This window comes from Paenibacillus sp. Y660 (genome assembly GCF_057221575.1).
The window spans coordinates 25,312-46,230 of the sequence record NZ_JBXBBJ010000025.1 but is presented as its reverse complement, the minus strand read 5'-3'; the positions used below and the strand labels follow the sequence as shown (position 1 = coordinate 46,230).

19 protein-coding genes and 3 pseudogenes are annotated in these 20,919 nt (G+C 49.3%); 10 read left to right on the top strand and 12 right to left on the bottom strand.

The genetic code is table 11. The features are described from left to right. Positions 1 to 10: 10 nt before the first annotated feature. The 4 genes and pseudogenes from AC2TDN_RS21640 to AC2TDN_RS21625 all read right to left on the bottom strand — a co-directional run. A pseudogene (locus AC2TDN_RS21640) lies at positions 11 to 343 on the bottom strand (aldo/keto reductase); the annotation flags it as partial. A gap of 113 nt (positions 344 to 456) precedes the next feature. Next, positions 457 to 1,956 (bottom strand): UxaA family hydrolase, encoded by a 1,500-nt coding sequence (locus AC2TDN_RS21635; protein ID WP_484690158.1) that lies wholly within the window; start codon positions 1,954 to 1,956, stop codon positions 457 to 459. After that, a complete protein-coding gene (locus AC2TDN_RS21630) occupies positions 1,949 to 3,445 on the bottom strand; it encodes a tagaturonate reductase (protein ID WP_484690157.1) in 1,497 nt (498 codons plus the stop codon). Before AC2TDN_RS21630 ends, AC2TDN_RS21635 begins: the two co-directional genes overlap by 8 nt. Beyond that, complete coding sequence (locus AC2TDN_RS21625) at positions 3,442 to 4,272, bottom strand: amidohydrolase family protein (RefSeq protein ID WP_484690156.1); 831 nt, start codon at positions 4,270 to 4,272, stop codon at positions 3,442 to 3,444. Before AC2TDN_RS21625 ends, AC2TDN_RS21630 begins: the two co-directional genes overlap by 4 nt. Positions 4,273 to 4,419: 147 nt before the next feature. On the opposite strand from AC2TDN_RS21625, the gene AC2TDN_RS21620 reads away from it, so the two are divergent. From AC2TDN_RS21620 to AC2TDN_RS21610, 3 genes are all read left to right on the top strand, one after another. Further along, entirely contained in the window at positions 4,420 to 5,280 is an 861-nt protein-coding gene (locus AC2TDN_RS21620; protein ID WP_484690155.1) for a helix-turn-helix domain-containing protein, read from the top strand. A 99-nt stretch (positions 5,281 to 5,379) separates the two neighbouring features. Then, a complete protein-coding gene (locus AC2TDN_RS21615; RefSeq protein ID WP_484690154.1) occupies positions 5,380 to 5,550 on the top strand; it encodes a hypothetical protein in 171 nt (56 codons plus the stop codon). A 53-nt stretch (positions 5,551 to 5,603) separates the two neighbouring features. Then, positions 5,604 to 5,774, top strand: coding sequence for a hypothetical protein (locus AC2TDN_RS21610; RefSeq protein WP_482068711.1), 171 nt, complete (start codon positions 5,604 to 5,606; stop codon positions 5,772 to 5,774). A 157-nt stretch (positions 5,775 to 5,931) separates the two neighbouring features. Here the strand turns inward: AC2TDN_RS21610 and AC2TDN_RS21605 are convergent, their stop codons facing one another. After that, positions 5,932 to 6,876, bottom strand: coding sequence for an EamA family transporter (locus AC2TDN_RS21605; RefSeq protein ID WP_484690153.1), 945 nt, complete (start codon positions 6,874 to 6,876; stop codon positions 5,932 to 5,934). Between the two features lie 235 nt (positions 6,877 to 7,111). Here AC2TDN_RS21605 and AC2TDN_RS21600 point away from each other — a divergent pair, with 235 nt between their 5' ends. The 3 genes from AC2TDN_RS21600 to AC2TDN_RS21590 all read left to right on the top strand — a co-directional run bounded on the left by AC2TDN_RS21600 (position 7,112) and on the right by AC2TDN_RS21590 (position 10,714). Further along, on the top strand, positions 7,112 to 8,335 hold the full coding sequence (locus AC2TDN_RS21600; protein ID WP_484690152.1) for an acyltransferase: 1,224 nt from the start codon (positions 7,112 to 7,114) through the stop codon (positions 8,333 to 8,335). 327 nt (positions 8,336 to 8,662) lie between these two features. Continuing rightward, on the top strand, positions 8,663 to 9,592 hold the full coding sequence (locus tag AC2TDN_RS21595; RefSeq protein WP_482068714.1) for an ABC transporter ATP-binding protein: 930 nt from the start codon (positions 8,663 to 8,665) through the stop codon (positions 9,590 to 9,592). Continuing rightward, positions 9,593 to 10,714 carry an ABC transporter permease gene (locus tag AC2TDN_RS21590; RefSeq protein WP_484690151.1) on the top strand — a complete coding sequence of 374 codons (1,122 nt, stop codon included), beginning with the start codon at positions 9,593 to 9,595 and terminating at the stop codon, positions 10,712 to 10,714. It abuts the gene before it with no gap. A gap of 78 nt (positions 10,715 to 10,792) precedes the next feature. Here the strand turns inward: AC2TDN_RS21590 and AC2TDN_RS21585 are convergent, their stop codons facing one another. Then, positions 10,793 to 11,722 (bottom strand): cation diffusion facilitator family transporter, encoded by a 930-nt coding sequence (locus AC2TDN_RS21585; RefSeq protein ID WP_484690169.1) that lies wholly within the window; start codon positions 11,720 to 11,722, stop codon positions 10,793 to 10,795. A 470-nt stretch (positions 11,723 to 12,192) separates the two neighbouring features. On the opposite strand from AC2TDN_RS21585, the gene AC2TDN_RS21580 reads away from it, so the two are divergent. Beyond that, on the top strand, positions 12,193 to 12,831 hold the full coding sequence (locus AC2TDN_RS21580; protein ID WP_484690150.1) for a hypothetical protein: 639 nt from the start codon (positions 12,193 to 12,195) through the stop codon (positions 12,829 to 12,831). 135 nt (positions 12,832 to 12,966) lie between these two features. On the opposite strand, the gene AC2TDN_RS21575 is transcribed toward AC2TDN_RS21580, so the two are convergent. Beyond that, positions 12,967 to 14,652 carry a glycerol-3-phosphate dehydrogenase/oxidase gene (locus tag AC2TDN_RS21575; RefSeq protein ID WP_484690149.1) on the bottom strand — a complete coding sequence of 562 codons (1,686 nt, stop codon included), beginning with the start codon at positions 14,650 to 14,652 and terminating at the stop codon, positions 12,967 to 12,969. A gap of 187 nt (positions 14,653 to 14,839) precedes the next feature. After that, complete coding sequence (locus AC2TDN_RS21570; RefSeq protein ID WP_484690148.1) at positions 14,840 to 15,100, bottom strand: hypothetical protein; 261 nt, start codon at positions 15,098 to 15,100, stop codon at positions 14,840 to 14,842. 110 nt (positions 15,101 to 15,210) lie between these two features. Between AC2TDN_RS21570 and AC2TDN_RS21565 the strand changes: the two genes are divergently transcribed. Further along, positions 15,211 to 15,693 (top strand): hypothetical protein, encoded by a 483-nt coding sequence (locus tag AC2TDN_RS21565; RefSeq protein ID WP_484690147.1) that lies wholly within the window; start codon positions 15,211 to 15,213, stop codon positions 15,691 to 15,693. Between the two features lie 188 nt (positions 15,694 to 15,881). On the opposite strand, the pseudogene AC2TDN_RS21560 reads toward AC2TDN_RS21565, so the two are convergent. The 3 genes and pseudogenes from AC2TDN_RS21560 to AC2TDN_RS21550 all read right to left on the bottom strand — a co-directional run. Continuing rightward, positions 15,882 to 16,243 (bottom strand): annotated as a pseudogene (locus AC2TDN_RS21560) (FGGY family carbohydrate kinase); the annotation flags it as partial. Between the two features lie 24 nt (positions 16,244 to 16,267). Further along, positions 16,268 to 16,822, bottom strand: a complete 555-nt coding sequence (locus AC2TDN_RS21555) for a glycerol-3-phosphate responsive antiterminator (protein ID WP_482068750.1) — start codon at positions 16,820 to 16,822, stop codon at positions 16,268 to 16,270. Positions 16,823 to 16,879: 57 nt separating this feature from the next. Further along, a complete protein-coding gene (locus tag AC2TDN_RS21550) occupies positions 16,880 to 17,905 on the bottom strand; it encodes a LacI family DNA-binding transcriptional regulator (RefSeq protein ID WP_482068721.1) in 1,026 nt (341 codons plus the stop codon). A 433-nt stretch (positions 17,906 to 18,338) separates the two neighbouring features. Here AC2TDN_RS21550 and AC2TDN_RS21545 point away from each other — a divergent pair, with 433 nt between their 5' ends. Continuing rightward, entirely contained in the window at positions 18,339 to 18,500 is a 162-nt protein-coding gene (locus tag AC2TDN_RS21545) for a hypothetical protein (RefSeq protein ID WP_169090968.1), read from the top strand. A gap of 50 nt (positions 18,501 to 18,550) precedes the next feature. Further along, a complete protein-coding gene (locus AC2TDN_RS21540; protein WP_484690146.1) occupies positions 18,551 to 19,195 on the top strand; it encodes a metal-dependent hydrolase in 645 nt (214 codons plus the stop codon). Between the two features lie 60 nt (positions 19,196 to 19,255). Here the strand turns inward: AC2TDN_RS21540 and AC2TDN_RS21535 are convergent. After that, positions 19,256 to 20,739 (bottom strand): annotated as a pseudogene (locus AC2TDN_RS21535) (amidase family protein). Positions 20,740 to 20,919 lie beyond the last annotated feature (180 nt).

Below are 20,919 nucleotides of genomic sequence, written 5' to 3'. Positions count from 1 at the left end.
TAATCGACAAGGTCTGCAATCGCTGCAAGCTCTCTTCTACGCTGCTGATGATACGCTTCTCCGAGAAGTCGAACTGATCCGTGCCATAACGGCCTGCCTTCGTCGTCAAAATAAACCGATCTCTCGCAATCTCTGCTATCGCCTTGCCCAGCACCGTCTCCGCCTTCGTCAAACCGTAATACGGCGACACGTCGATCAGATTGACGCCCTTGTCCACAGCCGTATGCACCGTGCGCACGCTTTCCGCATCATCGGTCTCCCTAAACACAGACCCAAGCGACGATGCCCCGAAGCTGAGCGCCGACACCTCTAGGCCCGTCTTTCCAAGCTTGCGATATTTCATCTCTCAACACTCCTTATGTGAATCCACGCCTTGTCTTACGCAGAAGCTTACAGCCTAACGCTCCAATGAGAATCCATGCCGCAACCTATGCATAAGCTTGCCGCCTAACGCTTCTACAAAATAACGCCGTCCTTAAAGATCGCAATTTCCTTAAAGCCATTGCGTTCATTATGGGTCTGCGTCTCGCCTGAAGCAAGGCTGATCAGCTGCTCCCACAGCTCATCCGTCAGCGTCTCCATGCTTTTGTCCTCAAGAAGCTGGCCTGCATTAAAGTCGATCCAGTTCTTCTTGCGCCCGGCGAGCTCGCTGTTCGTCGCAATCTTCACCGTCGGCACCGGTCCGCCAAACGGCGTTCCTCTGCCCGTCGTGAACAGCACGATATGCGCGCCCCCCGCGGACAGCGCCGTTACCGAAACGAGATCATTGCCCGGCGCCTCCAGCAGATTAAGCCCGCTGCTCGTAATGCGCTCCCCGTAAGGCACAACGTTCTGCACGATCGCATGGCCGCCCTTTTGCGTGCAGCCGAGTGACTTCTCCTCCAGCGTGCTAATGCCTCCGGCCTTGTTGCCGGGAGACGGGTTCTCGTAAATTTCTTGATCATGCTTTATAAAATATTGCTTGAAATCGTTGATCAAATGAACGATTTTGCCAAAAACCTGCTCATCCGCAGCACGGTTCATCAGAATCGTCTCCGCTCCGAACATCTCCGGCACCTCGGTCAAAATCGCCGTTCCGCCCGCCTCGACCAAGCGATCGGACACTGCGCCGACGAGCGGATTGGCCGTTATGCCGGACAAGCCGTCCGAGCCTCCGCATTTTAGCCCAAGCTTCAGCTTCGACACCGGAACCGGCTCGCGCTTAAACCGTTCGGCGTAACAGACCAGCTCTTCAACGAGCGCAAGGGCATCCTCGATCTCGTCCTCCGCCTCCTGCGATTTCAGAAACTTCACCCGCTCCGGGCTGTGCTCGCCAATCGCCCGCTTGAACGCATCAATCTGATTATTCTCGCAGCCGAGGCCGATGACGAGCACGCCAGCTGCATTCGGATGGTTCACGAGCGAGGCGAGCAGCTTCTGCGTATGCACAAGATCATCGCCAAGCTGCGAGCAGCCGAACGGATGTGCAAAGTGATACACGCCGTCCACGCGTCCCTCATAGAGCGCATGTGCTTTTCTTGCTACAATCTCGCAGGTCTTGTTGATGCAGCCTACCGTATTGATAATCCATATTTCGTTGCGGATGCCGACGTCGCTATTTTCGCGGATGAAGCCTTGGAAGGTGCGGCCCGCATCAATCGACGATGCCTTGCTGGGCTCCGGATTCGAAGGCTCGTAAGAATAATCTACAAAGCCCTTCAAGCCAGTACCCATATTATGCGTATGCACCCAGCTGCCCGGCTCGATATCTTCCTTCGCAACCCCGATCGAATAGCCAAACTTCAGCACATGCTCGCCCTTCATGACAGCACGCGTGAGCACCTTATGCCCCTTCGGCACCTCGTCTTGCAGCGTAAGCGTATTCCCCGCTTCCAGTGTCAGCTGCTCCCCTTTGGCATAAGGCTGCAGCGCGATAACGACATGATCCTCCTCATGCAATCTGACCCAGCTATTCACTCGCAACTCCCTCCATTTCCGATATATTCGCACTAACAGCAGCAGTTAACGCTGGCCATTCGACAGCTAGATCACGTCCCCAAATGCCCGCAAGACTAAGCAGCTTGCTCGTTGTCTGCTCAAGAGGCCAACGCTGCTTCTCCGCTTCCGACCATACCGCCGCAATCGTCTCCAGCATGCCAGCATCATCCCGTACTATATAAGCAGCGCCGCTTAACGTCTTCCCTTCGAAGCCCGCCTCAGTCCGCTTCACCTTGTAATAACGCAGCAAGCCGGCGAAGCCTTGCGCAAGCCCGCTCGGTACTGCCTTGCCGTCATCCGCATAATGAAGCAGCGAAGGCAGCAGCCGCACCTTGAATTTGCTTAAGCTATTCATCGCAATATCAGCAAGCCGGTGACGGATGAACGGATTCAAGAAACGCTCGTACACATCCTCCGCGTAAGCTCGAAGCTCTGACTCGTTAGCCGAAATCGAAGGAATAATTTCCGTCTCTACCGTCGTCCTCACAAGCGTCCCAAGCACCGCATGCTCCATCGCCTCGCGCACCTGCTCCACATCATGCAGCAGCCCGAGCGGCGTCATGAGCGTATGCGCTCCGTTTAAGATCCTTACCTTTCTGACCTGGAACGGCTTCAAATCTGGAACCCAGTGCACATTGAGGCCTGCCTCCCGCAGCGGCAGAAGCTTCTCAAGCTCCGGCTCCGCCTCAATCGCCCACAGATGATACGGCTCCGCCGTGCTCAGCATCGAATCGGAATAACCCCATTCGCTGAACCATTCCTCTGCCTGTGATTCATCCGGATAGCCCGTAACGATCCGATCGACAAGCGAATTCAAAAACCGATTATGCTTAATGACCCATTCTTTAAATGCCTCGGAATAGCCCCAATCGTTGCTATAGCGGAGTACACAGCTGCGAAGCTCATCGCCGTTGCGCTCCAGCAGCTCGCAGGGCAAGCACACCAAGCCGCGCTCAGGATCACCGTTAAAATGATTAAATCTGCGATAAAGCAGCTCCGTCAGCTTGCCGGGAAACGACTGAATCGGCTGCCCTTCTGCCTGCTCCTCCGGCCGGTAGGCAAGCCCCGCTTCCGTCGTATTGGATACGACGACCTGCAAATCAGCATTTTCAGCTAAAGCGAGATAAGCCTCCCAGTCCGAATAAGGGTCAAATACGCTGCTGAACACCGAAATCACTTCCGTCCGCTCCACGCGCTCCCCATCTTCCAAGCCTCGAATAACGAGCGTATATAATCCATCCTGCCCAGCGAGCGCGTCGATCTTCGGCTTGCCGCCAGGACGCGGCTGCGTGACCGCGATACTGCCCTCATACAAGCCTTTCTTCCGGCATTCATGCAGCATCCAGTCAAAGAAGCCGCGCAAAAAATTGCCTTCGCCAATCTGCAGCACCGTCACCTTCGCTTGCTTCGCTGCCTCGTATAATCGCGTCTGTTCCTCATTCAACTTGCTAGGGTTTAACGTTGTCATAGGTGATAAAACTCCTTTGCATTTAGTCCGAACAGCCGCTCCCGCTCCGAATCCGTCCACGTCTCCGGCAGAGCCTCTTCAAGCACAGCCACAACATCATCATAGCTTGCTGCCAGCAGGCAGACCGGCCAATCGCTGCCGAACATCACTCGGTCTGCCCCGAATGCCCCGAGCACATGCTCGATATAGGGCTTGAAATCAGATGGCTTCCAGCTATCATGATCCGCCTCGGTCACCATGCCCGATAGCTTGCAGTAAATTTGAGGATGGGCGGCGATTTGGCTCATTTGGCTTTTCCAAGGCTCAAGCAACATGTCCTTAATACGCGGCTTCGCGATATGGTCAATAACCGCATGAAGGCCGGGCACCTTATCCAGCAGCTTGATCAATGGCTCGAGCTGAGGCGATACGACGAGCAAATCAACGGGCACACCCTTCTCCGCAAAAAAAGTGAGCGCTTCCACAAAGCTGGGCGCAAGAATCGTGTTTGCATCAGCCATCTCTTGGATCATGACGCGGAAGCCAACAAACTTCGGATGCTGCGCAAAGCGCTCATAATGAGTGCGGTAATCAGGGTCAGCAAGATCCAGCCAAGCCACTACACCTGCTATCGTATCGGAAGAGGCGCTTAATGCGAGCAAATAGTCGGTTTCCGCAAGCGTCGCCGCCGCCTGAACAACAATGGATCCGTCCAGCTTATGTTTATGTAAAAGAGGCTCTAAATGCTTCGGCAAAAAATCTCGGTACAGCACCGGAATTTCCGGTGTAATCCAGCCGTAATCCCCTCGCTCAATGCTCCAATAATGCTGATGTGCATCCAATCTCATCGCTTCCGCCTCTTTTCCAGCCGATTAGGTTCCTCTTTATTATAAAAAACAATATTGATCTCTGAAATAATCAATACTCGCATATTTGTACTCTATTTTGATATTTGCTACAATCAGGCTGACAAACTACTCGAATGAGGTGAAGCGATGAATCCGTATCGCAAAAGGTTCGATGCCAATACCCCTTTTCCATTCGAATGCGTCTATCGGGATACCAAAAGCGCGCAAAACGAGCTGCCCGACCATTTCCACGATTGGTATGAGCTGGTCTACATTTATAGCGGCAGAGGCACCTTTTTTATCGACCAAACTTTCTATGACGCCGCCCCTGGCGATATCTTTTTCATTCCCGGCAACACCATCCACCGTTCCTTTCCCGATTCTGAAGATCCTAAGACCTCAACCGCACTGTTCTTTAACGCTTCGCTCGTTCACAGCCCGCCGCTTGGCGACGCCTTCTCCTATTTGCGCTGCTTCGAGCAGGCCAAGCGCCGCAAAGCCTATAAGCTGCCGGCAGTGCTTGTTGCCGATAAGCAGCAAATTATCGGTTTCATCGATCGCATACATGACGAGGAGTCAGATAAGCTGCCGGGCTACCGCCAGGCCGTTCTGCTTCATCTGCAGCAGCTGCTGCTGCTGCTTGGACGTACCCTTAACCCTTCTGAGGAAGGGCAACCGATATCATCATCAGCACCGGGCTGGATGACCGCTACTTTAACCTATATCGATGAGCATCCGGGCAGTCCCCTCGGCTTGTCGCAGCTGGCGAAGCGCGCCTCCGTTACCCCTGCCCACTTCTCGCGCGTCTTCAAGAAGCTGACGGGCATGAACGTGACGGAATACGTGACGACCAAACGGATTATTCGCGCCAAGGAGCTGCTTATGGAGAGCGATGCCAATATCGCTGGCATCGCTGAGCAATGCGGCTTCGAGAGTCTTCCGCATTTTCACCGTATGTTCAAGAAACTAACGGGCATGACACCCTCGCATTACAAAAGGAATGAGTAATTGATAGATTTGACGGTTATCATTCGCGGATACAGCCTGTCTATTCCTCTCATATACTAACTTGCAAAGTCAAACTGGCTGGCAGGGGAGGGTTTACAGATGGTTCGTTCAAGCGTGAAAACGATAAAGTATCAAGTAGGCAAAAACAAATATTTGATCATCAATATCTACCAAACTTCCGAAGCAAGAGCTGAGCATGGCAATGTGCTTGCCAGCAATGCGGCTACTGTACAAATTTTTAAGAAAAGCAAAAAAAACAGGAAATATTAGCCCTCTCTTCATTTTGGCAGCGCTCCTAAAGACGCTTGAAGGGGGGTGAGGAAATGACTCGTAAATTTTCTAAACAAGGCAACTGGGTAAAAAAAGACACCGGCAAAACCTTCGTTAACGTAAAGCAAGGCGCTAATGCATCCATCAACCAGGGCGGCAATGCATTTGCCATTAACGCAACAGATATCGGCGTCGTCCGCATTCGTCCCGGCCAGCAGTCATGAAATAAGGCGGCAGCTATATGAAAAAATAAGGGCAGCCCAATGAGGTTTTTTCAACCTGTTGGAGCTGCCCTTATTGATGTTCATACTTGCTGGCCTCTTCGCTTTAAACTCGCAGTTGACCAACCGCCGCTGCAAAGCTTTTTCTACATGTTAACCGCTATGTCCCAAACAACCGCAAAAGCAGGATACCCGCGAACGCAAGTGTAATGCCTATAACCTCAATTCGTTTGAACTTTTCCTTAACGAAGAATCGCGTATAAAGAAGGACGATCAACACATTAAGGGCAGCAACCGCGGATACGAGCCCGGCCTTGCCGAGGGAGAACGCCGTTACAATAAGCATCATGCCAACCCCATTGGATATCCCGATGGCGAGTCCGACAAGATAAGTACGCTTGACGCTCCATGCAATCGGATGGTTGTCTGCAATACCGCTGGAAGCATGCTGCGACACGCGCACCCCACCGCCTGCCGGACTTACGCTTTGAAGAGCAAGCGCCCGCTTGCCCCGCTCGCTCTGCAAATCCCGCAGCCACCATAAGCCAAAGCAGACCGTTCCCGTCATAAACACAAAAAACATCGTTGGAAACAAATCCGCCTCCATCATCGTCGACCATTTGCCTGACAAATCATTTGCCGCAAACAACAGCATCGCCAGCATGCCCCACTGCGCTCCTTGCAAATTCCGAAGCGAGATGTCATTAGACATACGAACCAGCAGCACGCCGCTTATAATAACGACAAACCCAATAAGCTGCATAGCATGAAGCTTCTCGTTCCACAATCCAAAAGCAACGATGACCACAACAACCGACGGCAGCGCCGTTAAAATCGCGACGAGCGACGCCTTTCCTACCGCAAAGCCTTTAAACATGCTCGCATTGCCGCCAAAGGAGAACAATCCCATTTGGATCCCGATTAGCGTTGCCATCGTCCAATCCGACGAAAATACGAGCGCGCAAATGCCGTTTATAATAGCACCCATGCTAAATGTTCCGCAGAGCAGTAAATTACGGTTGAGCGGCCTTTGACTCGTCCAATGATACAGAATGCCTCGCACGCCAAAGATTAGGGCAGCGATTACCGAATAAGTAAGCCACATGAGAGCAAGAAGCCCCTTTCCAAGATCCATCCTATGAGGACGGTAAACATAACAGAGTCTATCATATCAAGCTGAATCCATTTTGTCTGTACTGAATAAGGCCTGCTTCGAATGCGGTGAGACTTAAAAAATAAAAGTATTGGCTGAAATTAGGACTGACCTTATAATATCGATAGTGGCGGTTTCATCGTCTTCATTACTGCTCTAGCATCCTATAAAAAACAAGGGGATTTTAATGGAACACGCTGCAAACAGACCGTATTTGCCCCAGTTGGACATCTTTCGAGCCTTCGGTATTTTAGCGGTCCTCATGATTCACGCAACATCTTCGATTGTAGCAGGCTACGATCACCAAGCTACGCTTTATCCGCTTTACATTTTTTTAAACAACTTTACCAAATTTGCAGTTCCCGTCTTCATTTTTCTAAGCGGCTTCGTCCTTTTTTACAACTACTGCGACAAACCCTTCACCGCAAAAACGATCGGACAATTTTACAAAAAACGAATGTCCAAAATATTGATTCCGTTTCTCTTATTCTCCTTCTTGTATTTTGGCTTTACGAGGCTGGTGCAGTTTGGCTTTACTGACATCCAGACGTTTATCAGCTACTTTACGACGTTTAAATTTCTCAAGCTGCTTGTCATCGGCAAAACTTACACGCATCTATATTTTGTCGTTATTATTATTCAATTTTATGCGCTGGCTCCGCTCATGCTGTATGCCCTCAAACGATTTCCATCGCTTGGCAAGCATATCGCCTGGATAGGACTGCTGGTGCAATGGCTATTTATATTTAAAATCATCACGCTGCTTCATATTACAACTCCAGGCAGCTATTCGTTTACCTACATGTTTTATTTTACGGCTGGCGCGTTTATCGGCATTTATTACTTGAAGCTTGCTGAATGGATCAACCTCACACGACAAAACTCCACGCCCCAAAAAATAATTGCGACAATTGTGCTATGGGTATTATTCTTATCGTCGAGCATGGTTATGGTTTATTTTTATTACGAGAACTGGGTATATAAAATATCGGTAATCAATACGGATCTATTAGATCTGGTGGACGAGCTGCGCTGCGTGACAGCGGGCATTGTACTGCTTCAACTTTCCTTCTGGATCCATACCACATGGAGCAAATGGGCGGTCAGAGCGCTTCTTCATATTGGAGCGACCTCCTTTGGCATCTATTTGGTCCATCCTGTCATCTTGTTTCTATACCGCAAAATAAACCTAAGCGCCTATCCGCTGCTGTATCACATCTGGGCGGCAGGAGGGTTCGTGCTTGCTCTGCTTGTTCCTTGGGTGATCGTATCGCTATGCGCGCCATACAAGTGGCATTGGCTGCTGTTCGGTCCGCTTCCTTCAAAGAAGAAGCAGCAGCAGCCCGCAGCGCCAAGTCAGCCAAGTATTCAGCACTTAATCAAAAGAAAAGCCGTCCGACCGCTTGATTAAGCGCGGATGGCTCTACTTTTTTTTTGCCCGCTCCCCCTCTATCTGCCCTCAAATGCGCCTCAGCGGCAATATTGCCCATATTCGCCCTTACTGCTACTGTTTGTGCTTCTGTTTGTGCTCCTGTAGATGCTTTTGTACAGCAACGACTATCCTCTCCGCCTACAGACCGAGATTAAAAGCATGCTATAGGCGGTACTCACATAAAATGGATACGGTTAAAATGACGGTAGCAGATAAAAGAAACCGGAGACCATGCTTCCAACTTCACAACTCAAGCTTTCGCTTCCAAAGCTAGCTTGCTTCACCAAACTTTGAGGAGGTTACATAATGCCCGTTTTAGAAGTCCGCAATTTGAAAAAGGCTTACGGCTCAGTCAGCGCAGTTAAAGACATCAGCTTCACGGTGGAAGCTGGCGAAGTGTTCACCATTATTGGCCCTAACGGCGCCGGAAAAACGACTACGCTCGAAATGATTGAAGGACTGCAATCGCCTGATGCGGGCCAAATTGAGTTCGGTGCTTTAAATTGGTCCAAAAATAGTGAGCAAATCAAAGTGTCCATCGGCGTGCAGCCGCAGTCCAGCGCTTTGTTCGACCTGTTGACGGTAGAAGAAAATTTGGATTTGTTCGCGACCTTCTATCCGAAATCCCGGCCAGCGGCTGAGGTGCTCGAGATGATCAGCCTCACGGATCAACGTGATAAGCATGTCAAAAAGCTGTCCGGCGGCCAAAAGCAGCGGCTAGCGATCGGACTTGCAATGATTAATGATCCGACGATCATTTTCCTTGACGAGCCGACGACCGGACTTGATCCGCAGGCTAGACGCAACATTTGGGATATCATTCTCAAGCTGAAGGAGCTCGGCAAAACGACAATCCTTACGACGCATTACATGGAGGAGGCCGAGAAGCTGAGCGACCGCGTCTGCATCGTCGATCAAGGGAAGATCGTCACGCTCGACACACCAGCTGCTCTCATCGATCGGCTTACGAAGGAACGCGAGGTCCGTCTCACCTTTCTTGACGGCGCCGAAGCAGCAATCGAAACGGAGAAGGTAGCTCTCCTCCAACCTACTGTTGTCAGAACAAGCCGTGAAGGCGCTTCGCTCCAGCTATGGACGACGCAGCCGGAAGAAACACTTTATGAACTGTTCGGCTTTACGAAAGATCGCGGTTTCCGGGTCGAGCAAATTTCAATTCGCGAAATGAGCCTTGAAGATGTATTCATCGCCTTCACCGGCAAGGAATGGAGGGATTAAATGAACAACGCCAAGCAATTTTCCAAAATGTTCACCGCGCAAATCAAAATGATGTTTCGCGAGAAACAAGTATGGTTTTGGAATATCTTTTTTCCCGTTATCTTAATGGTGTTATTTATGATTATTTTCGGAGGCGGCTCTGGCGATAGCTTTAAAGCTAAAATCGCTGTTGTTGATCCCCAGCCAAATGCAACCTCAAGCATGCTGCTTGAGCAGCTGCGGCAAATTCCTGTGCTCGAGTTCAAAGAAGAGCAGCCCGTTACGAAACAAGCCGGCAATGAACTGGTTGAAAAGCAAGATATCGACGCCCTTATTATTTTGCCTGAATCAGAAGGCGCCACTACAATGCAGCTTATTGTAAATAAGGCTGATGAACAAGGCGCTACTACTCAAGCGATAGCCGGGATATTAGATCAATTTATTCAGCAAGCGAACTGGACGGTTGCCGGAGCTACACCTACGTTCAGCTTAACCAAAAGCTCGGTCTCCTCTGGCGCAGACGATTTGAATTATGCAGACTTCCTGCTCACTGGCATGATTGGATTATCTGTTGCCCAAGGCGGATTGTTCGGCATGGTCGAGCTCGTCGAGATGCGCAGGAAAGGCTTGATGAAGCGGCTTCGCATGACTCCTGCCAAAATGGGACTCTACGGCTTAGCCGGCATGGTCGTGCGGCTTATGCTAGGCGTCATCCAAATCGTTATTTTATCGTTGATTGGCGTGTTCGGATTTGGCGCGAATCTTCATATTAACGTGTTCAGCTTGGTCATTGCCTTTTTTGCAGGCGGATTGGTGTTTAATGCGATGGGGTATTTGTTCTCCTCGTTCAGCAAATCGATGGAGGCTTACATGGGGATGGCGAACATCGCGAGCATGCTTATGATGTTCCTAAGCGGCGTTTTCTTCCCGCTCGAAACTTTGCCGACTTGGCTGCAGCCGGTCACGCAAATGCTTCCGCTCACCTACTTCGTCGATGGCATGCGGGACGGTCTCATATACGCATCAGGCGTAGCATCCAGCTCCTTCTGGATCGGAATCGGCATTATGGTGCTGTGGGGCGTCGTTTCCTTCTTGGTCGGCTTGCAGGTATACAAAGCCAAATCAATTGCCGCAACCCGTTAAACGCGCACAAAATAGCAGGTCACAATGCTTCAACAAAGCATCGCGACCTGCTTTTCTGTTTATTCTTCAATACAGTCCCTACACCTTTAAAACCGAATGCTTCAGCTCCGATTTTTCGATCTGAATCGTCGTATGCTCGATCTGAAAATCAGCTGCAATTTGCTGAATCGCTTCCTGCAAAACCTTCTGGCAGTCCACGCTGTCTTCGACGATTAGATGGCAGCTTACGGCGTCCAGCCCAGACGTAATCGTCCAAATATGAAGATCATGCACATCTTTTACCCCACCGATGCGAAGCAGCGTCTCCTCGATCTGCCTTGCGTCCACATTAGCCGGCGTACCCTCCATTAAAATATGAACGGTAGATTTAATAATTCCCCATGCGCTTTTCAAAATAAGAACCGCAACGATTACGCTTATGATCGGGTCCGCGATATACCACGAGAACAAGGACATGAGAATACCGGCAATGATTGCACCAACGGAGCCAAGTGCATCTCCAAGAACATGGAGATAAGCGCTGCGTACATTTAAATTGTCCTTAACGTCGCCTTTGCGCATAAGAAACCACGCACTCGCCATATTAGCCAGCAAACCAATGCCTGCGATAATCATCATCGAACCACTCGCCACAGTTGGAGGCTCACCGAACCGTTTGATCGCCTCCGCGATAATAAAAGCCGCGATGACAAACAACGTGACGCCATTCAGCAAAGCGGCTAATATTTCAAAGCGATGAAAACCATACGTACGTTTGGTCGACTTCGGTCGCACCGCAAACCACATCGCCAGCAGGCTCAGTGCCAGCGCAGCGGCATCACTCAGCATATGACCGGAATCGGACAACAGCGCCAAAGAGTTCGTCACTAAGCCCCCGACAAACTCCAATATCATAATTCCAGCTGTGATGACAAGCGCAATCAGCAGACCAGCCTTATTATTAGGGGCATGTGAATGACCGTGATGTCCATGCGAGTGACCATGGTGATGTCCGTGCGAATGATCGATATGATTGCCATTTGCGCGCTTCTTGTTAACGTTGTCATACTTATGATCATGTCCGTTAAGGTCATGCTTATGATCAAGACCACTATGGTCATGCGTATGCTCGCTCTTCCCATCAGAATGTCCATGCTCATCCTGCCGTTTATCCCATTCATCTTCTGCTATCCTTAAGCTTTGTTTTTGCTCATCATTTGCTTCGCTCATCTAACGCAACCTCCGATTCAAACTCTATTCGTCTGCTTCATACCTCATTATTCCATTTAGCTCTGATCGAATCATTTCATTCAATCATTTCATTGAAACAATTCATAACATATGAATACATGCTCATATGTATATGATATGGTTGATTAGCTTCAATTGCAACAACCAAAGCGAATGATGATGCGTTTTGACACTTATAACTTTGGAATAAGAAATCCGTTAGCAACACAAATTAACGTCAAAAAAGCGATATTGAAAAGGAGGCGTTTATGAGGAACAGAAAAAAAATCCCCTTAACTTTACTGACTGCGTTCTTGTTAGCTGTAAATGTTCCATCCGTCGCAGCACAACAACTACCTGCTTGTGAAGAACAAATAAAAGCACTTGAGCCTTCCCAGCCAACTTCTTTACGTAATCCACCCTTCAGCCATAGTGAAATACCTAAAACGATAGAATCAATCAGCGAGGTCATTCATAATGGTAATAATCTAAAGTATACCGTTGTTCTGGATATGCCATCTTGGGAAAGACCGTCTTATCTTCCTTATTGGCATAGCAGTATTGGTCGTTGGTCGTATGTGCCAAATCGAATCCATTATGCAAAGCATCGCATATTTACTTCACCTATGAATGCGTCGGTACTTTATGATTTCACCCATAATGTCGGGATAGTCAAGGAAATGGAAAAAGCTGCACCTATCAATGACCGATTAAAAAAAATATTAGTTGTCGTCATGAACACAGACATAACCTCTTTAAAGATAAAAAATCAACAAATTATAGTGATTGGAAGACCTGTCCATTCGAGACTGAAAATATTTACTATAGAAGGCATAGACAATACTCAGCCTTATTATTTCCAGCTATCAACTCCCGATGGATACGAGGTTGATTATAGCCTTTATTAAAAGAACGAGACTGCCGGTATCGTAATACCAGCAGTCTCGTTCTTTCGAAAAAACCTCTATTTTTTGAAAAGGGTTGCGTTCAATCATATTGCCAAATCACACTTGGCTCTCTAGTTTTTTTTTAGATGCGAGCTATCAGCTTCTCAGCGGCTCAACCGCCTCCACCAGCTTCTCCTCCAGCTCCGCTGTATAAGCAGCACGCTGCTCGTCGCTCCACTGCAGACGATCCGCCATTGCGGCTATGACATGCCATTTCCATTGCTGCACGTAGCCGATACGGAAGAACAAATCGCCTGTACGGCGGATAAAGAAATCCGTCGGCTTCACCGTCATCTCGGCTTCTAATGAGTAGCGCAGTTGCACCGCCAGCACGAGCGGAAGCTCATGCGAAGCTGCCCATGCTGCCGCCCCTTGAGCCATCGCAAACAGCTGATCGACATTGGAGCCATAACGCTGCGCAAGATAGGCCGACTCTTCCTTCGTAAAGCCAAAATGAGCGCCTTCAGCCGTTTTCTTCTGTAAAAATGGCTCAAAGCCTGCCGATCCGCCAAGGTCTCCGCCCGACATCGGAATCGATTTTGTTGCGCTTTTCGCAAAGTTAACGCCGCTCCGTTCTTGCCCTAGCAGCTCAACTACTTTATCGACAACCATTTCAGCCATCTTGCGATAGCCTGTCAGCTTGCCCCCTGCAATCGAAATAAGGCCGGATTGCGATACGAATATTTCGTCTCTGCGTGATATTTCCGAAGGCGACTTTCCTTCCTGCTGGATAAGCGGGCGCAGTCCTGCCCAGCTCGATTCGACATCCGCTTCAACAAGCTTCAGCTCGGGGAACATAAAATTGACGGCCTTCAGCAAATAGGTCCGATCCTCCAGCGTCATAACCGGATTCACGGTGTTGCCTTTATAATTGGTATCGGTTGTACCGAAATAAGTCTTGCCGGCGCGAGGAATCGCGAATACCATGCGTCCATCCGGCGTATCGAAGTACACCGCTTGGCGAAGCGGAAAGCGACTCTTGTCGAACACGAGATGAACGCCCTTCGTCAGACGAAGCGTTTTCCCCTTTTTGGAGCCATCCATCTCCCGTATATCATCGACCCAAGGTCCGGTTGCATTGATGATTTTTGTTGCTTTAATCTCATAATCTGTGCCGCTAATGGTATCTTTAACGAGCGCGCCTGTTATTTTACCATCGTTATCGTACCGAAGCGTCTCCACTTTCGCATAATTGACAGACAAAGCGCCGGTTTCTACCGCTTTCTTCATCACTTCAATCGTCAGCCGCGCATCATCCGTCCGATATTCCACATAATAGCCGCCGCCCTTCAAGCCATCGCGCTTCAATAGCGGTTCCTTCGACAGCGTATCCGCCACGCTCAGCATCATGCGCCGCTCTTTTCTTTTGACTCCCGCCAAAAAATCATAGACACGCAGCCCAATCGAGGTTGAGAATTTGCCGAAGGTGCCTCCCTTGTAGAGCGGGAGCAGCATCCATTCCGGCGTTGTCACATGCGGTCCATTCTCGTATACGATAGCTCGTTCCTTGCCGACCTCGGCTACGACGCCTACCTCGAATTGCTTCAAATAGCGCAAGCCGCCGTGTACAAGCTTCGTCGAACGGCTAGATGTTCCCGCCGCAAAATCCTGCATCTCCACCAGCGCTACCTTCATCCCGCGAGCGGCAGCGTCAAGCGCAATGCCTGCCCCCGTAATTCCTCCGCCAATTACCAGCACATCAAGCGGTGAAGCCTGCATTTCTGCCAGCACCTGCTCGCGATTTTGCGCTGCAAAAATTTCCTTGCCCTTATCATTTGTCATTATGATTGCCTCCCGATTCTCTACCCATTAATGTTCTGCCAAATTCATTTGGTTACTCATGATTTAGAATATATAAACAAAAAAACCACTTAAACCGCTTCCTAGCCATATAAAATGGGTTTGGAAGCGGTCTTCGTGGTTTCTCCTGATCTCCAACCGTTATTAACTTATCGACATTATAGCACGATTATTTCGCAAAAGCCATGGCCGCTTTTACCGCACGATGCCAGCCATTGTATCGTTCAGTTCGCTTCTCAGCCGCCATGGATGGCTCAAACAATCGATCCACTTTGTGCAGCTTTGCCAGCTCGATTTCCGAAATCGTTCCTTTAAACGCCTTCATCTCAGGAGCAGACGCATCCTCTGCACTTGCAGAGTAAGTAAAGATGGAGCTGGAAATTAACGAGCCGGCCAAGATAACGGCAATCATTACTTTTCTCTTAATCATTGGTTTATCATCCCTTCAAAGTAATTAATTTTACGATATTGTCAGCCTATATAAACCTGGCTGAAACAAAAACATAGCACATAACGTCTGTTTGGTTGGAGGTGTTTAATTTGAATAAGCTGGTAATTATCCTTATCCTTCTATTATCTTTGCTTGGCTGCCAGTCTTCAGAACCCGGATCTATAGCAAAGACAAAGCTTCACCCATCTACTACGGCAAGCGCTGAAAACGATCTTTTTTCCATTCATGTTTCAGTTCCGGAGCTAGTTGAGACAAATGAGGCTTTTCAGATTGAGGTTGAATTGAAAAATGAGGCTGAGCGGACAATCGAGATTATGAGCGGGGAGCCGGTATTCTACTTTGTCATACGGGACAGTACTGGGAAGGCGATTAACACGATTGTCAGAACCGATGTCGGGGTTATACGTCCAATGTCAGTGAATGAGGTTATATCAGAGAAGCATCCATATCAGTTTAAAAAGTCCGGCCTATATGATGTTTCGGCAGTTGCGGAATTTACGCTTCAGGACGGAGACTACAGCAAGGTCTATAAGTTGGAAACGGTTCGGAAGCAGATCGAGGTAGTTGAATAATCAGATTACCTGCTTGTTTTTTACAGTCGAACGATCGATTTGCCTGCAGTACGACAATGTCCGAGTTTTTGTCAGAAAACAATATCGTACTGAGGGGAGTTTAATTAATAGATTTAATTTTTTCCTAAACCCAATGAATAATAAATAATACCAATCAATAAAAATAAGATCATAAATGGATATGCAAATAAAGTGCCAAGCAGAAGCTCGTCCTTCTCAGATCGCTCGCGGGCGCCATCGACATGTTCCAGCAGCCAGCTCACCTTTGTGCCGAGAAATAAGCATCGATCAGCAATCCAGTCTTCGAGTGAAACAGCTGCTCATATCCGCCCTGCTTAAGACCTTCGCAAATGCCAGCGGTTTGACGAGACTGCCAAACAATCGCGTGATAAATGGGCTGACCGGTCTTCTTGTCCCAAACAACCTTCGTTCCCCGTTGATTCGTAATTCCGATTCCAGCGACTTGCTCAGCCGTTATACCTGTCTTGGCAAGCAGCTCCGCCATTACCTTCTTCGTTGATTCCGATATAAACGAAGCATCCGTTTCCACCCTCCTCCTTGCAAGCGAAACTCTTTAATTCTCGGCCTTCCAAAGCTCTTTCCGCGATGTCGTGATAGCCGTTGCGCCGGCCTCGAGCGCCTGCTTGACATGGTCCTGGGTCCGTATAAGCCCTCCCGCAATAATCGGAATGCCGCTTCGCTGCTTGACCTCGCTGATGATGTCCGGAATGACACCCGGCAGCACCTCAATGAAATCGGGACGGTTTTTGTCTAGGCCCGTATAGCTTCTCTCGAGGGCGTCCGAATCGATTAGAAAAAGCCGCTGAATCGCAATCAGCCCGTTCTGCTTCGTGCGGCCAATTACGCTTGAGCGGGTGGATATAAGGCCCGCGGGACGTATCGACTGACAGAGAAACTCGGCTGCGTATTCGTCATTTTTCAAGCCATCAATCAAATCGGCGTGCAGCAGCACCTTTTTCTCATGCTGCCTTGCCAAATCAACGATATTTTTTATTTGTCCCAGATGTCCTCCGAGCAGCACCATAAAAGCATAAGGCGAGGCAAGCACCGCCTCCACATCCTTAAGCTTATGCACAGCCGGCAATACGTTCTGACCGTTCAGCAACAAAGACAACCCAGCCACCTCCGCGCATATTCTAATAACTTCCGTTATTCACAGTGCCAATCATTTCTTAGCTGGCGTCCCGCTGCTCTCGCGTATTTGCAAAAGGGTCGGCAAAACGATTTTTTTGGCAATTTCCCGCTTGGCGGCCAGCCGATCGGCAAGCAGCTCAACCGCGGTCTCGCCCATATGCTCCATATGAACCTTTACCGTCGTAAGCGGCGGCTGCAAAAATTCAGATATGGCGATATCGTTGAATCCAACAATCGAAATGTCCTGCGGAACCTGCACCTTCGCCTCATGCAGCGCACGCAGCGCGCCAACCGCCATCGAATCATTTTCGATAAAAAACGCCGTTGGCAGCTTTGCTCTGGATAAAGCCTTCTTCATCAGCTTATAGCCATCCTCGGAATATAAGTGGCTGCCTGTAAAAACCAGCTCCGCATCGTACAGGCCATGAGCGGCTAGACGCTCCATAAATGCCTGCTCGCGCTCATCCCGCACACGCTTATTGTTGACCTTATTGTGCCCGCCGATATAACCGATCGCGGTATGGCCCAGCCCAATAAGATAGTCCACAACCTCGGAAACCGACTTGCGCAAATCAATGACAACAGAGTCGAAGCGGTTATCATCAGGTGAGGAATCGACGAAGACGATGTTCCCAAGGCCTATCGGAAAATAATCCAAATCCTCCTTCTCGAACCGCCCAATCGCAATTATGCCGTCGAGCTTCTCGCCAGGCCAGTCTTTGCTTTCTAAATTTCCTTTGGGCTGCATATATAATTTAACTAAATCCAGCTTTCGCTGAAAGCATTCCCGTTCAATACCGAGCCTTATCGCCAAATAATACGGATCGAGCATTTCCTCCTGATCGGAATACCCGTTCACAAGCCCGACAAGGCAGTGCTCCTTGGCAGCAGCGCCATTGCGCTCACGCAGCGTCTTGTAGTTCAATTGCTGTGCAGCCTCGAAAATACGCTTGCGGGTTTCGTCTGCTACCGAAATGCCCGGATCATAATTAAGCACCCGAGATACCGTTGCGATCGACACATTGGCTCTTTGTGCGATTTCTTTGATCGTAGCCACACTACCCTTCCTTCCTGTGGACATCAAATGCTTACTGTAAGCGATTTCTGTATGATAAGTAAAATTATACTTTTATTTTACTAAAAATCAATAAAAATTTATTCCATTCCATTAAAAAAGAATAGACTGCTCTTAGGTTATCAAACCTGTCGAGCAGCCCACTAATCTCAAACATGATGGATTCCTCTTTAATTTCAAAATTTGCATTCCATACCTTTACTTAACGATGATGTTATTTATTGCGTGTTCGCCTTCCTTGCCTCGACTCTTTCCTCTATAATTATAAAAAAGCAGAACGAAAGAGCCCCTACCATGATCATGATTTTCTCGAATGCGCATATATCGCGGAGGATGCCGGCTATCATCATATCGGGGATTTGGTTCATAAGGTACGATAGGGGCAGGCTGAATAGATAGGAGGCTCTTAGTAAGCATGTTTACGTTAAAAGAAAAGCTCTACCTGCTGGAGCTGCTCAAAAAGCAAAACCGAAAAAGGCTCTTCAGCTTTGGCAAAAAAGACCCCTCGCATGACCGATTGGTAGAGAAGCTGGAGCAAATGGTACGCAATGAGCAGGTTAACCGGGAACAACTATAATATAGGCTGTCATCATACATGCATAAGCATAGTCAGTCACAGGAGGAATTATGACAGGAAAGACTCATCTTGCCATCGGAGCAGCCGTCGGTGCTGTCGCTTCGATCTATTACCCGTTCACTTTGGAGCATGCCGCTTTGTACATTGCAGTAGCCGGCTTCTCCGCATTAAGCGCCGATCTGGACGGCCCTAGCATGCTTAGTTCCAAGCTTAGCAAGATCTCCAAGCTTATCCGCGAGCTTACGCTCTGGTCAGGCTTCCTGCTTGCCGGCATCATTTGCTATTATTTTTTCACCGATCGATCACCGTCACCGTTATACATAGGCGTCGCCGCAGCCGTCTTCCTGCTCGGCCTCGTCGCTAAGCAAGGCGTCATCCGAAATGTGCTCGCCAGCATCGTCGGCTGCCTCGTCATGTACGCCGGCTACTATTACCAGATGAACTGGCTTATCGGCTTTGGCCTGTTTGCCGCATGGGTACCGTGGCTGAAGCACCGCGGCATGACGCATACGATATGGGTGGTCCCGATTTGGGGAGCGATTGGCTGGGGACTCGAAAATCAATTGCATATCGAAGGCGTCGCAATCGTCGCCATGCTCGGTTATTTATCTCATCTCATCGCGGACACGCTCACGCCAAGCGGCGTAAAATGGCTTTATCCGCTAACGAAAAAATCATTTAAAATTCGGTTGTAGGTTTTTAAAATAGGCGCAAGCAACGAGGCTATAAAACCTGATGCTTGCGCCTATTTGATTTCAACTGAAGGCCGATGGCGGAAAACGATGCTTAGTCGCCTGCTCGAAGCCGTAAGCCAGCTTAATGAGAGTCGGCTCGCTAAAGGCTGTGCCGACAAAGGTGATGCCCTGAGGCCCTTTCGTCGTATAGCCGCCTTCTGCGATGATGCCGGTTTCCGCAAAACCGCCTGGCACCGTAATGACGGGATAGCCTGCTCTGGCGGCAATATCATCGAGCTCCTCATTGCCGAGGATCAGGAGCGCATCTAATCGATGCTCGCCAAGGCAAGATCAATTCCGCTTTTGCCGGCCAGCTCTTTATTTCGGATTAGACTATTCACATATTCCTGCTCGGTCAGCGTCCCGCTCGTTTCCTCTGCCGATATGAGCGTGTCTTGGCCATATTTCAAGGCAATCTCTGCATGCTCCTCATTATAGGCAATCAGCTCCTGCAAGGAATGAACGGGAACCGACTCATTCAAATTGCCGAGATAGTCATTGATATATTTTTTGAATTCATAGCGCAGCACATGCCAGTCCCAATCGACCTGCTCGCACGGCAGCTCAACAGGGTCAATAATCGTTGCTCCTGCCTGCTTCAAAACCTCGATTGCTCCTTCAATAATGACGAGTCTAGCTTCGTCTAAATCCTTATAGTAAAAACGCGGAATTCCAATCCGGGCTTGCTTCAAGTAGTCCGCATCCAAAAACGGCGTATAATCCCGGTAAGCATGCTTCACCCCGGCTGCAGTCACCTCGTCCTTCTCATCCGCACCCGTCAACGCTCCAAGCAGGATGGCTGCGTCCGCCACCGTTCTTGCCATCGGACCGGCTGTATCCTGACTGTTCGTAATCGGTATAATGCCGCTTCGGCTTATTAAGCCAATCGTCGGTTTAATGCCTACCAAGCTCGTCTGGCTTGCAGGGCTGATGATCGATCCGGAGGTTTCCGTGCCGATTGCTCCAGCTCCCAAATTCGCGGCAGCCGCAGCCGCTGAGCCTGAGCTAGAGCCGCCAATGAACAGCTCTCCCGGTCCATATGGATTAAGCACAAGTCCTCCTCTTGAGCTGTAGCCCGCCCACATCGAGCTGGACATGAAATTGGCCCATTCCGTCATATTCGCTTTTCCGAGCAAAACGGCTCCAACTGCGCGCAACTGAGATGCAACGAAGGAATCCGCCGCTGCGTAGGAATTCGCTAATGCGACCGAGCCTGCACTCGTGTGCATGTTGTCATGCGTATCGATATTGTCCTTGAGCAGGATCGGTATGCCATGCAGGCTTCCCCTGATTCCCTGCTCGATTCGTTCCTTGTCTAATGCTTTGGCGATTTCAATCGCATCCGGGTTAACTTCCAAAATAGAGCGAAGTTCTCCGTCGTATCTCTCAATCCGAGCCAGGTACAGCTTCACCAGCTCTTCCGAGCTTAACCAGCCCGCTCCCATAGCCGCTTGCATGCTTGCTATATCAGCCTCTATAATCCACTTTTCCTTATTCACGTTCATTGGACCAACCCCCACAATGCTTCCAGCATCCCTTTTGATCCAATGATATCCAATTATAGTAAAGCTGTCATCGTAATAAATAGGTATATCCAAACTTTACGCCAGTTTAGACTAGTTCTTAAAATGGAACAGCGGCGGACTATAACTCAAAGATAAAGTCTTAGACTGCCGCTGTTGTAT